Here is a 14,893-nt window from a genome sequence, read left to right on the forward strand (position 1 = left end):
GCTCCTGTCGCGGTCGTCGAGCGAGGCCGCGCACAGCGCGTCGCTCGCCCGACGACCGAGAGGGTCGGACGATTACTTGCCCGCAGGCTTCAGCTTCAGCACGACCTGGACCGCGGAGGGCTGGGTCGGGTCGGCCGTGGCGTACTGCTCGTCCTCGCTCGGCCACCCGGTGTACTTCCGGGTGTTGTACTCGCCCAGCTGCGGGTGCGTGCCGATCGGGATCGCCGGCACGTCCTCCACGAAGATCTTCTGCAGCTTGTTCAGGGCATCCGTGCGGGTCGCGTCGTCCGATGCCTGCGCGTACTGCGCCAGGAGCGCGGTCGCCTCGGGGTTGTCGTAGCGCCCGAAGTTGTCGGAGACCTTGCCGCCGGCCGCCTGCTCCAGGTACGCGCCGTTCATGACGTCGTCGTAGATGTGCCAGGGGTTCGTGCCCGAGCCCGTCCAGTGCAGCGCGGCGTCGAAGTTGCCGGTCGCGACGTTGCTCAGCCAGGTGTCCGCATCGGGGGTGGCGACCTTCGCGTCGGCGCCCAGCGTGCTCTTGACCTGCGTGGCGACGAGCTGGATCCCCGTGACGTAGTCGTTCCAGCCCTGCGGATCCTGCAGCGTGAACGAGACGGGAGTGCCGGACGGATCGATCAGCGCGTCCTTGTTCCAGGTGTAGCCCGCGTCCGTCAGCACCTTCTTGGCGCCGTCGACGTCGATCGAGAAGGTCTTGCCCTTGTACTCGGGGGCGATGTACTGGTCGCCCGTCGGCTGCGGGATGCCCGTCACGCTCGTCAGCTCGGGCCCGGCGTTGCTGCGCGCCTTCTCGGCGTGCGCCTTGCGGTCGATGACCATGTTCACGGCCTTGCGGAACGCGGGGTCGTTGAACGGCGCCTTCGTCGTGTTCACCAGGATCATGTCGGGGCTCAGCACGTTGGCGGCCCAGAACACGTTGTGCTTCGGATCCTTGTCGACCTAGTTCTTCTGGTAGTCGGTGATGAAGATCTGCGCCCAGTCGGTCTCACCGTTCTGCAGGCCGCGGAGCAGTCCGGTGTTGTCGTTGTACTCGAGGTACTTGAGCTGCGGGACGGGCACGTCGCCGCCCCAGTAGTCCTTGCGGGAGGAGAGCACGACACCCTGCGAGGAGAAGCTCTTGATCGTGTAGGGACCGGTGCCGACGGCCTCCTTCACCGGGTCCTTGGTCGGGTCGGCGATGTCCTTCCACTGGTGCTCCGGGACGATCCCGACCTGCAGCACGTCGCCCTGCTTGACGAACTTCGACTCGCTGAAGCTCAGCACGACGTTGTCCGCGTCCTTCTTGATGTCGGCGAGCTTGAGCCCGCCGAGATCCAGTGCCGGGGTGTTCTTGATCAGCGTGTAGGTGAAGACGATGTCATCGGCGGTGAACGGCTTCCCGTCGCTCCACTTCACCCCGGCCCGCGGGGTGACGGTCAGTTGCGTGTAGTCGGCGTTCCACTCGACCTTCGAGGCGAGCCAGGGCGTGGTCTCGTTCTTCCCGACGGGGTTCACCATCGCGAGGGGTTCGTAGATCATGCGGTCGTAGCCGAGCGACATGCCGGATCCGGTGCTGATGAAGGGGTTGTTGATCTGGGTGGCCAGCACGGCGGCCCCGTCGGGCTTCGCGATCGTGAGCGAGCCGCCGCCCGATCCCGAGGCGCTGCCGCCGCCCGTTGAACAGCCGGTCAGCGCCACTGCGCCGATCGCCGCGAACGCCGTCACCGCGATCAAGGTCTTCCTGAGCCTCATTGCTTCTCCTTCTGGTGGGGCACGGCCGTCGTGCGCCCATCTGGTGCGGGGTCCCGCTTCCTGGGGAATTTACTTACTAGCGGGAAAGTAAGTAAAGGTGAGGTTACCGATCAGTAAGCTGGATGACAAGCAGAGGAGGGGACACGAGATGGTCACGACCGCATCGAGCCGCGTGAAGTCGCGGCCGGAGACCGAGCGCAAGCGGACCGAGATCCTCAAGGCCGCGATCGAGATCTTCGGCGCCAAGGGATCCGCCAACGGCACCCTGGCCGACATCGCGGAGCAGGTCGGCATGACCCACGCCGGGGTGCTGCATCACTTCGGCTCGAAGCAGAAGCTGCTGCTCGAGGTGCTCGCCTACCGCGATGAGAGCGATGTCGCCGGACTCGCCGAGAAGCACATCCCCGACGGCCCCGCCCTCTTCCTGCACCTGGTCAAGACCGCGCTCGCGAACGAGCTGCGGCCGGGCATCGTGCAGGTCTACACCGTGCTCTCCAGCGAGTCGGTGACCGACGGCCATCCCGCGCGCGGGTTCTTCGAGCACCGGTACGCGAAGCTCCGCGAGGAGGTGTCCGCCGCCTTCCGGGAACTCTGCGCCCAGGAGGGCGTGACGGATACCGCGGCGATCTCGACCGCGTCCGCCTCGATCCTCGCCGTCATGGACGGCCTGCAGCTGCAGTGGCTGCTGGATCCCTCCGCCGTCGAGCTCGCCGAGGCCAGCTCGTTCGCGATACGGGCGATCGTGAACGGCGTGCTCCATCCGGGTCCTCCGCTCGAGACCTACGCTCCCCGCACGTCCGCCGAGCGACCGATCGCCCGACGGGTCCGCCGGAGCGCCGGATCCGCGTAGGCTCGGCGCTATGACGATCGACCTCGAAGCGCTCTTCATCGACCTGCACCGCAACCCCGAGCTCTCGTTCCAGGAGACGCGCACCGCCGCGATCGCCGCCGGGCACCTGCGCGACCTCGGGCTGGAGGTCACCGAGGGCGTGGGAAGGACCGGCGTGATCGGGGTGCTCGCGAACGGGGAGGGTCCCGTCGTGTGGGCGCGCGCCGACATGGACGCGCTGCCCGTGACCGAGCAGACGGGCCTGGACTACGCCAGCACCGCGACCGGCATCGACCCCGAGGGCCACGAGGTGGGCATCATGCACGCCTGCGGCCACGACATGCACGTGACCGCGATGATCGGCGCCGTCGAGGAGCTCGTCCGCACGAGGGATGACTGGGCCGGCACGCTCGTCGTCGTCATCCAGCCCGCCGAGGAGTACGGCGCCGGTGCCCGCGCGATGCTCGACGACGGCGCCCTGGACCGTTTCCCGCGCCCCGACGTCGTCATCGGCCAGCACGTCACGCCCTTCCCCGCCGGGATGATCGGCGTCCGCCCCGGCCCGCAGATGTCGGCCTCGGACGGCCTGCACGTCGTGCTGCACGGCCGTGGAGGGCACGGCTCCCGCCCGCACTCCACGATCGACCCCGTCGTCATGGCCGCCGCGACCGTCATGCGCCTGCAGACCGTGGTCTCGCGCGAGGTGGATCCGCACGACCTCGCCGTGGTCACCGTCGGCGCGATCCACGCCGGCACCAAGAACAACATCATCCCGGCCGAGGCCACGCTCGACCTCAGCCTGCGCTACCCCGACGAAGCACTGCGCGAGAAGGTGCTGGAGAAGGTCGAGCGGGTCATCAAGGCCGAGGCGATGGCGTCCGGAGCCCTCGAGGATCCGACCATCGAGACGCTGCACACCCTGCCGGCGACGATCAACGACGCCTCGGCCACCGAGCGGGCCACGGCCGCGTTCCGGGCCGCCTTCGGCGACGCGAACGTCATCGACCCCGGCCTGTTCACCGGCAGCGAGGACGTGTCCTGGTTCGCCCGCGACGCCGGCGTCCCGCTCGTGTTCTGGTTCTGGGGCGGGATCGACCCGGCCCGGTACGCGGCCGCCGTCGCGAACGACACGGTCGACAGCGAGATCGCCACGAACCACTCGCCGTTCTTCGCGGTCGAGATCCACCCGACGATCGAGATCGGCGTGCAGGCCCTGACGGTCGCCGCCCGCGAATTCCTGGACTGACAGCCGCCCGGATTCGCACGACGAACGGCAAACGCCGGACATTCTCATAGCCGGCTGATAGCACCCGGTGGAACGCTGAGCCCATTCCGAAGGGGTGGGCCATGACATCTCCGGCAGACCGCTCGCAGACCGTTCCCGGCGCAGCGGGCGAGAGCGTGCTCCGCGTCGACGACCTCGTCGTGAAATACGGATCCCGCACGGCGGTCGACGGGGTCGGCTTCGCGATCGCGCGCGGCGAGATCCTGGGCCTGCTCGGTCCGAACGGCGCCGGCAAGACGACGACGCTGAGCGTCATCGAGGGGCTGCGGCGCCCGGCGAGCGGATCCGTGACCGTCGACGGGATCGACGCGCTCCGCCATCCGATCGATGCCAGGGCCCGGCTGGGTGTGCAGCTGCAGAGCTCGGGATTCCAGCCCGAGCTGAGCATCGAACAGCTGCTGCGCCTGTACGCGGGGCTCTACGGCGTGCGGATGTCGCGCGCCGACGCCCGCGCCGCCCTGGATGACGCGGGGCTCGGGCAGGAGGCCTCCAAGCGGCTCAAGGGCCTCTCCGGCGGCCAGGGACAACGGTTCTCCCTCCTCATCGCCACGCTCCACGATCCGCTCCTGCTGCTGCTCGACGAGCCGACGAGCGGGCTGGATCCGCAATCACGGCGCAGCCTCTGGCAGCGCATCGAGGCCTCGCGCCGCCGCGGCGGCAGCATCCTGCTCACGACGCACTCGATGGAGGAGGCGCAGGCGGTGTGCGATCGCATCGTGATCATCGATCACGGCCGGATCGTCACGACGGGAAGCCCGGCCGAGCTCATCGCCACCCATCGGGAGGATCCGCGCGTGCTTGCGATCGCGCACGGCGAGCCGACCCTCGAAGACGTCTTCATCGCCCTGACGGGAAGTGATCTCCGTGACTGACACCGCCATCGCCCGCCCTCCGATCGGGCTGACCCTGCGCTCCCTGGTCGGCGCCGACCTGGCCGTGATCCTGCGCAGCCGGCAGACCCTGATCCTGAACCTCGCCGTGCCGATCATCATCCTGATCATCACGAACCAGGCCACGCACCGTGCCGGAAGCGCGATCGGAGCGGCCGGGCCGAGCCTGATGATCGCGATGGCGCTGACCTACGGCCTGCTCTCCTCCGCGCTCCTGGGCTACTCGATCACGGTCGCCCGCGACCGCGAAGCGGGCGTGTTCCAGCGGCTCCGCGTCACGCCGACGCCGACCTGGGCGATCATGCTGAGCCGGCTGATCGTGCAGTTCGCGGCCGCGATCGCGACGGCGATCGTCGTGATCGTCGTCGGCGGCATCATGCACGGCCTCAGCTACGACGCCGGCACCTATCTGCTCATCTTCGCCGTCGCGATCTACGGCGCCGCGATGTTCCTCGGGATCGGGCAGGCGGTCGTCGGGCTGATCCGCTCGTCCGGCGCGGTCAACGCGGTCGGGCGCGTGCTCTACATCGTGCTGATCCTGCTGGGCATCCTCGGCGTCTCCGGCGTGCTCGGCGACACCTTCACGAACATCGCGAAGTGGACGCCGGTCGGCGCCCTGATGACGCTGTTCACCGCAGTGCAGAGCACGGCGGCGTGGACGAGCGACGACGGCTGGGCCATCGTCGCGATCGGCGCCTACCTGGTCGTGTTCGCCGGGATCGGGATCCGCTGGTTCCAGTGGGAGGCGCGCTGAGCGGATCCGCGCTGGTCGTCGCGGATCCGTCCTCAGACGTCGACGCGGACGGGCGGCAGCGCGGCGAGCGGGGCGTGCGCCTCGTGGTGCAGCCGCTCCATGCGCTCGTCGAGCTCGCTCGCGGCGTCCGCCGCCGCGGTGAGGTCGTCCACGAGATGGGCCGGCACCTGCCCCTGGAACTTGTAGTGGATCTTGTGCTCGAGGCTCGCCCAGAAGTCCATCGCGATCGTGCGGAACTGCACCTCGACCGGCACCATGATGGGCCCGGAGGAGAGGAACACCGGCACCTCGAGGATCGCGTGCAGGCTGCGGTAGCCGTTGGCCTTCGGCGTCGCGATGTAGTCCTTCACGATGCGGACCGTGATGTCGTCCTGCGCGGCGAGCAGGTCGAAAAGCCGGTACACGTCGGCGACGAAGCTGCACGTCACGCGCACACCGGCGATGTCGGTGATGTTCGCGCGGATCGTGTCGAAGTCGGGCTCGATCCCCCGGCGCGCCACCTTCTCCACGATGCTGTCGGGCGTCTTGACCCGGCTCTTCACGTGCTCGATCGGGTTGTAGGAGTGGTGATGGGTGAACTCGTCGCGCAGGATCGAGATCTTCGTCTCGATCTCGCGCATCCCGAACTCGTACTCGTGCAGGAACCGCTGGAACTCGTCGCGCAGCTCGCGCGCCTCGGACAGGGTCTGGTTCAGCGCATCGTCGTCCAGGGGGGCCATGCTCATGTCAGAGACGCTACGCAAAAGGAGTTCGGATCTCCTGTGTGTTCGTTCTGAGCGCACCCCCGAGTCGAGGAGAGCGCTCTCCGCACCCGCGCGAATACCGGCTCCGGACACGCCCGGGATCGGATCCGGGCAAAGAGTGATGGAACAGTGATGCAACAACCCGCGTGCGAAATTGCATCCGCCCCGTTCCAGGCGTAATTTAGCCGCTCGTGGCAAATGACAGCCGTGAGAGCGCCGACGCCCCGCAGGTAGCCAAACGCATCCTGCTCGGGGAGCCGCTCAGCACAGAGAAGGCGAACGAACAGCTCCTCCCGAAACGGATGGCGCTGCCGATCTTCGCATCCGACGCACTCTCCTCCGTGGCCTACGGCCCGCAGGAGATGCTGATGACCCTGGGGCTCGGCGGCCTGGCGTTCCTGACCTTCGCCCCCTGGGTCGCCGCGGCGGTCGTGCTGCTGCTGATCGTGATCGTGCTGAGCTACCGCAAGCTCATCCAGGCCTACCCCTCGGGCGGCGGCGACTACGAGGTCGCCTCGAAGAACCTCGGCGAGATCCCCGGCGTCGTCGTGGCCGCGGCCCTCCTCGTCGACTACATCCTCACCGTCTCGGTGTCGATCGCCTCGGGCGTGGACAACATCATCTCCGCCGTGCCGCAGCTCGACCCCTGGCGCGTCGAGCTCGCGGTCGGCTTCGTCATCCTCATCGTGGTCGTGAACCTGCGCGGCGTGCGCGAGGCGTCCACCTTCTTCGCGATCCCGACGTACGTGTTCGTCGGATCCGTCGGCGTCATGATCGTCACGGGCCTGGTGCGCACCTTCCTCGGCGACGCCCCGGTCGCCGAGAGCGCGCAGTACGCGATGCACGGCGACCAGCTCGCGAACGCGGCGGTCATCCTCCTCGTGCTGCGCGCGTTCTCCAGCGGCTGTTCCGCCCTGACCGGCGTCGAGGCCGTCTCGAACGGCGTGCAGGCGTTCCGGATCCCGAAGATCGGCAACGCGCAGGCGACGCTCGCGATGATGGGCGGGATCGCGATCCTGCTGTTCACCGGCCTCACCGCGCTCGGCCTGATCACCCAGGTGCACTACGCGGAGAACCCGTGCCGCGATCTCGTCGGCTTCAACTGCGCGCTCCCCCAGCAGTCCCTCATGGCGCAGATCGCGTCGGCCGTGTTCGGCGGCGGGTCCCTGCCGTTCTTCATCATCCAGGCGGCCACCGCCTGCGTGCTGCTGCTCGCGGCCAACACCGCGTTCAACGGCTTCCCGCTGCTCGGCGCGGTGCTCGCCCGCGACGGCTACGCGCCCAAGGCGCTCAACACCCGCGGCGACCGCCTCGTGTTCTCGAACGGCATGATCCTGCTCGGCATCGCCGCGATCGGCGTGCTGGTGCTGTTCCAGGCCAACCTGACGAACCTGATCCAGCTCTACATCATCGGTGTGTTCGTGTCGTTCTCGCTCGGTCAGGTCGGCATGGTGCGGCATTGGCGGCGCCTGCTCGCCGGCACGAAGGTCATGAGCGTGAAGGATGCGCAGCCGGTGCGCCGCACGGCGTATACGGGCCTCGCGATCAACTCCCTCGGCGCGTCCATGACGATCGCCGTGCTCGTGATCGTCACGATCACCAAGTTCACGCACGGCGCCTGGATGGTGTTCATCGCGATCCCGCTCCTCGCTCTGCTCATGATGGGCGTCAAGCGGTACTACCGCGACGTCGAGCACGAGATCTCGATCGACGACACGACCCACTTCGGATCCGAGGGCGACGTCGCGATCATCCTCGTGAACCGGCTGCAAAAGCCGGTGATCAAGGCGATCGACTACGCGATCGCCGCCAAGCATCAGAAGACGATCGCGCTGCACGTCGCCGCGAACCCCGAGGACGGCGTGCAGCTGCAGAAGGACTGGCAGCAGCACCGGATCCCGATCCCGCTCGTGATCGTCGAGTCGCCGTTCCGCCACTACGCGGCGCCGGTCGAGGCATACATCAACAAGTACCGGCAGAAGCACGGCCCCGCGGTGGTCACCGTGTACCTGCCGCAGTACATCGTCGGGCACTGGTGGGAATCGATCCTGCACAACCGCCGCGCCCGCCGCGTGGCCAACCAGCTGATGCTGGTGCACGGCGTCACGATCACGCTCGTGCCGTGGCTGCTCGACTCCTCCGAGCTCATCTACGGACGCCGCTCCCGGCCCGTGCCCGGCCAGCAGCGCGCCGGGCGCCCCCTGTACGGCGACGCGAACGCCCAGCCCGGCCGCCGGGTGCAGCGCCCCGCCGGTCCGCCCGAGAAGGTCTGACCCGAGTTCGTCCGTCGCGTTCCGAAGCCAGATCCTTGGCGGGTCCTTGGTGACGCCTTCCTAGCGTCGAAGCATGACGACGACGAGCACCGCGCGCGCGGCGACCGCGGGACGCCTGCTGAACAAGGTCCCCGAGGTCACGATCTGGTTCTGGATCATCAAGATCCTGTGCACCACGGTCGGCGAGAGCTTCGCGGACTGGATCAACCTCACGCTCGGCGTCGGGCTCACGAACACGGCCTGGATCTTCACCGCGGTGCTCGCCGTCGTGCTGGCCGTGCAGATCAGCCTCCGGCGCTACTCGCCGTTCCCGTACTGGCTGACGGTCGTGGTCGTATCGATCACCGGCACGCTCTACACCGACATCCTCACCGACCAGCTCAACGTGCCGTTGTGGATCTCCTCGGCGGTGTTCGCCGCGCTGCTCGGGGTGGTGTTCTGGATCTGGTGGGCGCGCGAGCGCACGCTGTCGATCCACGCGATTGACACCCGCCCCCGTGAGGGCTTCTACTGGCTCACCGTTCTCGTCACGTTCGCCCTCGGCACCGCGACCGGGGACTGGACGCTGGAGCTGACCGGGTGGAGCCCCGGCGTCGCCGTGCTGCTCCCGCTCGGGCTGATCCTCGCGATCACCGCTCTGTGGCGCGGCGGCGCGAACCCGGTGCTGTCGTTCTGGCTGGCCTACATCCTCACCCGGCCGCTCGGTGCCAACATCGGCGACTTCCTCGGCTCCCCCACGCAGCCCGCGAACCCGGGCGACCCCGTCGGCCTGGGTCTCGGCACCTTCGCGACCAGCATGATCTTCCTCGGCCTGATCCTCGCCACGGTGATCTACCTCGCCGTCACCCGCCGCGACGTCGTGGAGACCTACGACGCCGCGCACGCCTCCCGGATCATCACGAGTCCTGGCCGCGAACGGGCGGGGCTCATCGGGTTCGTCGCCCTCGGCGTCCTCACGGCCGCGATCCTCACGATCGCCGCGCTCCTGCCGCACCAGACCGCGTCCGCGCAGGACGACGGCGCATCGAGCGGGCCTGTGACGCAGCTCACTCCGCAGCAGGTCACCGCGCATCTGCCGAAGGACGCGGTCGCCAAGTACGTGAGCCTCGCGCAGACCGCCGCACAGCAGGACAGGAGCGGGGACACGGCCGGATCCCACGCGACCGTGCAGAAGATGCGCGACGCCTGGGACGCCGACCAGAGCACGCTGCAGGCGGCGGACTCCACGGCGTGGACGTTCCTGGATCACGAGATGGACGCCGTGCTGCAGGTCTACGCGATCGATCACCCCGGAGTGAAGGCGGCCGCACCCGCGGCGCAGGAGGCCGAGCTCGCGGTGCTGCTGAAGGATCTCGGCGCCTGAGCCGGAGGACGACATCGTGAACCTTCTCGCCTCCGCCCTGGCCCCGGCCGGTCTCCTCCCGGACGCCTCCTCGATGCTGCACGCGTTCGGACCGTGGGTCCTCGCGGGCGTCGCCCTGCTGATCTTCATCGAGTCCGGGGTGCTGTTCCCGTTCCTCCCCGGCGACTCCCTGCTCGTCACGGCGGCGATCCTGGCCGGCCCCCTCGGGATCCAGCCGTGGCAGGTGATCCTGGTCGGCATCCCGGCGGCCGTGCTCGGCGACCAGGTCGGATACGTCCTGGGCAAACGCTACGGCCGGCGGCTGTTCCGCGACGACGCCCGCGTGTTGCGCACCAGCCGCCTGGTGGAGACCGAGCGCTTCTTCGAGCGCTACGGCCCGCTGTCCCTCGTGCTCGGCCGGTTCGTGCCGATCGTGCGGACCTACGTGCCGCTCGTCGCGGGCACCGCACGCCTGCCGTACCGCCGGTTCCTGCTGTGGAACGCGATCGGGGCCGTGGCGTGGGTGTGCGGGATGACGGCGATCGGCCTGCTGCTCGGCGGAATCCCGGGCATCGTCGACAACATCGACCTGCTCATGATCGCGATCATCGCCGTTTCGGTGGTCCCGGTCGTGATCGGCGGGGTGCGCGGGATGGTCCGCACCCGGCGGCAGCGGGAGGACGCGGCCGAGGTCTCGGAGAGGGACCCCGCGCAGACGTCGGCCGATCCCGATCAGGCCGGAGTGCCCAGCCGGTAGCCGGATCCGCGCACCGTCTGGATGAGGTCCCGATCGGTCTTGCGGCGGAGATAGTGCACGTAGGTCTCCACCGTGGTCGGGCTCTCCCCGCGCGCGAACACCGCCTCGAGCAGGTACTCGCGGGAGAAGGTGCGCTCGGGCTCGGAGGCGAGCACGGCCAGGAACGCCGATTCGGCCTCGGTGAGCAGGATCCGGCCGGCGTACGGCGAATCGATGCTGTGGTCGTCGGGATGGAACGTCCAGCTGCCGATCACGATCCCGGCGACGGGCGCCGCGTAATCGCGCGTGAGAGCGCGCAGCCGGGCGCTCAGCTCCTCGAACTCGAACGGCTTCACCAGGTAGTCGTTGGCTCCCGCATCGAGGCCCTGAACGCGGTCGCGCAGCTCCCCGAGCGCCGTGAGCATGAGGATCGGGGTGCCCACCCGGCGCCCGCGCAGCTCGCGCACCAGCTCCTCGCCGCTCATCCCGGGCAGCCTCCGATCGACGACGATCGCGTCGAAGCCGCGCGCCAGCACGGCCTCCAGCCCCTGCTCCGCCGCATCGCACAGCTGCACCGTCCACTCGGCCGAGAGCACGTCGCGCATGATCGGGCCGAGGCGGGGGTCGTCCTCGACGATCAGCAGCCGGCCGCTCATCGATCCGCCCCCTCGTCGGCGAACGGGAGCACGAGTTCGAACACCGTGCCGTCCGGGCCGGTCCGCGCCACGCGCACCGTGCCGCCGTGACGCTCGGCGAGCTCGGCGACGAGCGCGAGGCCGATGCCGAATCGGGTGCGGGATCCTCCTGCTCCTGCTCCTGCTCCTGCTCCTGCACCTGCTCCGCCGAGCCCGTCTCCGAGCCGCTCTCCTCCCACGGGCGATCCGTGCGCGAAGCGGTCGAACACCCGGCTCGGATCGATTCCGGTGATCCCGGACCCGTGGTCGGCCACGGCGACGCGAGCGGTGGCGCGCTCGGCGACGGCCGTCACGGACACGGTGCTGCCGGACGGCGCGTGGTCGATGGCGTTGTCGATCAGTGCGACCAGGCAGCGTCGCAGGTCGGCGGCGGGGAGCGCGACCTCCCTGGTCACAGGCGACGTGGAGATCCGCACCCCGCGGCCCTCCGCGAGCAGCGTCATGTCGGCGACCGCGGCGGCCATGACCTCGGTGAGCGCGCAGCTGCCGCGCTGCGGCGCCGTCCCGGTCGCGGCGGCGAGCATGTCGTCGACGATCCCGGACATGATCCCCGCATCCTCGCGCAGCGCACCGACGATCTCGCGCCTCGGGTCGTCCGCGGGGGTGCGCAGCGCGAGCTGCTGCAGGCGCGCGTTGAGCACCGCGAGAGGCGTGCGCAGTTCATGACTCGCGTCGGCGACGAAGCGCTCCTGGATCCGGGCGGCCTCCTCGAGGGGCCGCACCGCCCGCCGGGCGATGAGCCACGCGGCGGCACCCGCGCACACGATCGCCCCCAGTCCGACCACGACCCCGCCGAGCACCAGATCCGCCGGGTCCAGGAACACGCGCACGGAGCCCGGCTCCGGCGGCCCGTTCACCTCGGCCGGCCGGGTCTGCCAGAACATGTACGCGAGGGCGAGGCCTGCGCCCAGCAGCACCAGCGCGGCGCACACCGCCGCGACCTGCCAGCCGATCGCCCTGCTCGACCGCCGAAACTCCGCCTGCGTCTCCACGATCCCATCCTCGCGCCTGGGACGTGAGAATCGGCCTTCCGCGCGGGTTGTCATCCGGGTGGTGCGAGGGCGTGGGCGGGGGTGCGGGTGGGTCGGGGAGTGCCGTGGTGGGTGCGGGGTCGGTGCCAGCCGCGGTAGGGGTCCCACCAGTGGGGGCCTCGGATCTCGGGCACCCCGTGACGCATGCGGACCTGCCAGCCGGACACATCGAGGGTGCGGTGGTGGTGCCAGCACAGCGCCACACCATTGCTCGTATGCGTGGGCCCACCGCGCGCGTGCTCTTGGACGTGATGGATCTCGCACCAGGTCGCGGGCACATGGCAGCCGGGGATCACGCACTCCCGGTCGCGGAGGACGATCGCACGACGCTGCACCGCCGTGAAGACGCGAGCGGTCGTCCCGATCGACACGATCTGGCCCCGCTCATCGAACAGCACCCGCTGGACCCCACCCGCACACGCCGTATGCCGGGCAACAGAGACCGGCACATCCCCGCCGGTGCCCTCCAGGCGTGCCCGCCCGGTCCCGGAGACATAGTCCTCCGCGGTCACCGAGACCACCAGGGTCGGGGCGGCACCGCCGAGGTCGGGGAGACCCCCGGACGCGGCGGCCGCGTGCAAGATCATCGCGAGGTTGTCGTGGTTCCGTTGCGCGGGAGTACGGATGTCGTCCGGGACGGGAAGCCCGTCTACCGTGTCGGGCTCAGCATCGGTACGCTCACCCATCTCATCGCGCGTGATGCCGTCGGTGCTGAACGACACCGCGGCGCGCGCCGAACCTGACACCGACGATGGTGCCGCCCGCGACGGTGATCCGTTCGCCGCCGGATTGTTGAGCGCATCGTTCAGACGCTGCAACTGCGCGGCGACCTCGGGCAGCAGCCCGCCCGAGACCGGATGCACCCCATCCCGGAGCGCACCGACCCGCAACGCCCTGTTCCGTTCCCCCGCACGATCCTCCGGCTCCGCCCCGTCCGGATCCAACCGCAACATCAACACCCTAGAGAAATCCGCCAACTCCCCCGTCGACGGGGCGGGCCCCGGACGGCCCTGCTCATCCGGCAGATCCTCCCCCCGCGCCGTGCGCGCGAGCAACCCGTCCACCACCTCCCGCTCCTCCGCGGTGATCCGGTTCCCCGCCCGCTGCACCGGCCCGACCGCGGCCAGCAACCCCGCCACCGAGACCACCCCGTCCCGCAACACCTCCGCCATCGCCGGGAACGCCGCCGGACCCAGCACACCACTGGACAACATCACCTCCCGGTGCGTGACCCTAGCCGCACGCACAAACCCCCGCGCCGTGCCCACATCCGTCCGCAACGCCCGCCGCAACAACTCCGTCACATCCCGACACCCCGCCGCCGGCGACACCCGCTCCACCGCCAGCCGCCGATCCCGATCCGCGACCTGCCCGACCAGCCCCGTCAGCACCGCATCCACCCGCCGCCGCACCGACCCCGCCGTGATCACCGCCGACACCAGCCCCGTCGCGTCCACCCCGTCGAACCCCGCACCCGCCTCCGCCGACGCGCACAACCCCGCCAGCAGGTCATCCACCTGCCGCAGAACCTCCGCCGGACTCGATCGCACACCCCCATCCAACCCGGCACCACCGACATCCGAACCCCCAGATCAGCCCCCGATTCCGAACTGTGCAGAACTCCCCAGAAACGCGGCCTGTGGAGGACGAAACAACCACCTCGGCACCCCCTCACACAGGCCCCGCGCACGGCCCGGCGCCCTCCGAAGCCCCTTCACATCCGGCCCCGACCGGTCGGCCAGGCCGTTCCCCAGCCGGGCCGACGACATGGCTGAATGAGCATTCAGTTCACGGTATCCTGCGTTCGTGGACGATGAGACCGGGATCCTGATCTTCCTCGGCGCAGGCGTGCTGGTGCTCATCGGCATCATCGTGTTCGGTGTGCTGAGCACACGGCGGAAGCGCGTCGCCACACGGCGCACCTTCACCGTGCGCCAGGCGTCGATCGGCGGCCAGCCGTTCCTCGAGAGCTCCGACCTCGAGGCCTCGGACAAGCGCCAGGAGGAGCTGTTCCGGGCCGCCTATCCCGTCGGCGGAAGTCTCGTGCTGGCGTGGGCCGGGGTCGGCGGCGACCGGATCGAGCAGGAGGTCCACGTCTCGCGGATCTCGCGGAGCCTCCGCGCGGGGTGGCCGCAGGCGAAGCTCGGTCTCTCGGTCTACTTCCGGGAATGGGAGGGCAGCGAGTTCCCCGCTCGCTTCACGGTGAAGGGGCGCGGCACGGTAACGAGCGTCGAGCTCGACGCGACCGGCGTGCGTGCCGTCGACGCCGCCGGGAATCTCGTGTGGTCGGCCCCGTGGGAGAGGCTGCTCGTCTCGAACGGAACCGACATCGTGCTCGCGGACGGTGCGTCGAAGACGATCCGATTCGAGCTCGTGGAGGACGAACCCGAGCTGGAGGAGATCCTCATCAAGTACGGCACGATGAAGCAGATGCACTTCTGACGCGCCCGACGCGGATCCTGCCCGCCGTGTGTGGGACCCGCATGGGTTCCCGGTGCGGGGCGTGAGCAAAGCGTGAGGAACCCCCGCCGGCGGTGACGGAGCCGGTTCGATCGGATCCGTGCTC

At 69.6% G+C, this 14,893-nt stretch carries 12 protein-coding genes and 1 pseudogene; 8 read left to right on the forward strand and 5 right to left on the reverse strand.

Annotated features, from left to right (window positions below; genetic code table 11):
* Positions 1–72: 72 nt before the first annotated feature.
* Positions 73–1,749 (reverse strand): annotated as a pseudogene (locus tag ACIPY5_RS07600) (ABC transporter substrate-binding protein).
* Between the two features lie 148 nt (positions 1,750–1,897).
* Here ACIPY5_RS07600 and ACIPY5_RS07605 point away from each other — a divergent pair.
* The 4 genes from ACIPY5_RS07605 (at position 1,898) to ACIPY5_RS07620 (ending at position 5,507) form a co-directional block, all read left to right on the forward strand.
* On the forward strand, positions 1,898–2,599 hold the full coding sequence (locus ACIPY5_RS07605; protein ID WP_400968757.1) for a TetR/AcrR family transcriptional regulator: 702 nt from the start codon (positions 1,898–1,900) through the stop codon (positions 2,597–2,599).
* A gap of 10 nt (positions 2,600–2,609) precedes the next feature.
* Positions 2,610–3,824, forward strand: a complete 1,215-nt coding sequence (locus ACIPY5_RS07610) for an amidohydrolase (RefSeq protein ID WP_400968760.1) — start codon at positions 2,610–2,612, stop codon at positions 3,822–3,824.
* A 101-nt stretch (positions 3,825–3,925) separates the two neighbouring features.
* A complete protein-coding gene (locus ACIPY5_RS07615) occupies positions 3,926–4,735 on the forward strand; it encodes an ABC transporter ATP-binding protein (RefSeq protein WP_309357580.1) in 810 nt (269 codons plus the stop codon).
* Positions 4,728–5,507: an ABC transporter permease gene (locus tag ACIPY5_RS07620; RefSeq protein WP_309357578.1), complete on the forward strand. Its 780-nt coding sequence runs from the start codon at positions 4,728–4,730 to the stop codon at positions 5,505–5,507. The genes ACIPY5_RS07615 and ACIPY5_RS07620 overlap by 8 nt, the downstream gene beginning before the upstream one ends.
* Positions 5,508–5,539: 32 nt before the next feature.
* Here the strand turns inward: ACIPY5_RS07620 and ACIPY5_RS07625 are convergent, their stop codons facing one another.
* Positions 5,540–6,232, reverse strand: coding sequence for a GTP pyrophosphokinase family protein (locus tag ACIPY5_RS07625; protein WP_045271749.1), 693 nt, complete (start codon positions 6,230–6,232; stop codon positions 5,540–5,542).
* A gap of 209 nt (positions 6,233–6,441) precedes the next feature.
* On the opposite strand from ACIPY5_RS07625, the gene ACIPY5_RS07630 reads away from it, so the two are divergent.
* The 3 genes from ACIPY5_RS07630 to ACIPY5_RS07640 all read left to right on the forward strand — a co-directional run bounded on the left by ACIPY5_RS07630 (position 6,442) and on the right by ACIPY5_RS07640 (position 10,622).
* Positions 6,442–8,523, forward strand: a complete 2,082-nt coding sequence (locus tag ACIPY5_RS07630) for an APC family permease (protein WP_396652929.1) — start codon at positions 6,442–6,444, stop codon at positions 8,521–8,523.
* 73 nt (positions 8,524–8,596) lie between these two features.
* Positions 8,597–9,886, forward strand: coding sequence for a hypothetical protein (locus tag ACIPY5_RS07635; protein WP_400968768.1), 1,290 nt, complete (start codon positions 8,597–8,599; stop codon positions 9,884–9,886).
* Positions 9,887–9,959: 73 nt separating this feature from the next.
* A complete protein-coding gene (locus ACIPY5_RS07640) occupies positions 9,960–10,622 on the forward strand; it encodes a DedA family protein (RefSeq protein WP_400969854.1) in 663 nt (220 codons plus the stop codon).
* On the opposite strand, the gene ACIPY5_RS07645 is transcribed toward ACIPY5_RS07640, so the two are convergent.
* The 3 genes from ACIPY5_RS07645 to ACIPY5_RS07655 are packed head-to-tail and all read right to left on the reverse strand — an operon-like array spanning position 10,598 to position 13,844.
* Positions 10,598–11,257 carry a response regulator transcription factor gene (locus tag ACIPY5_RS07645; protein WP_309357573.1) on the reverse strand — a complete coding sequence of 220 codons (660 nt, stop codon included), beginning with the start codon at positions 11,255–11,257 and terminating at the stop codon, positions 10,598–10,600. The genes ACIPY5_RS07640 and ACIPY5_RS07645 overlap by 25 nt on opposite strands.
* Positions 11,254–12,288, reverse strand: coding sequence for a sensor histidine kinase (locus ACIPY5_RS07650; protein WP_400968772.1), 1,035 nt, complete (start codon positions 12,286–12,288; stop codon positions 11,254–11,256). The genes ACIPY5_RS07645 and ACIPY5_RS07650 overlap by 4 nt, the downstream gene beginning before the upstream one ends.
* 50 nt (positions 12,289–12,338) lie before the next feature.
* Complete coding sequence (locus ACIPY5_RS07655) at positions 12,339–13,844, reverse strand: DUF222 domain-containing protein (RefSeq protein WP_400968775.1); 1,506 nt, start codon at positions 13,842–13,844, stop codon at positions 12,339–12,341.
* A 289-nt stretch (positions 13,845–14,133) separates the two neighbouring features.
* Here ACIPY5_RS07655 and ACIPY5_RS07660 point away from each other — a divergent pair, with 289 nt between their 5' ends.
* Positions 14,134–14,769, forward strand: a complete 636-nt coding sequence (locus tag ACIPY5_RS07660; protein WP_400968778.1) for a hypothetical protein — start codon at positions 14,134–14,136, stop codon at positions 14,767–14,769.
* Positions 14,770–14,893 lie beyond the last annotated feature (124 nt).

Origin of the sequence: Microbacterium sp. NPDC089698 (genome assembly GCF_044749045.1) — a bacterium.
Lineage (GTDB): Bacteria > Actinomycetota > Actinomycetes > Actinomycetales > Microbacteriaceae > Microbacterium.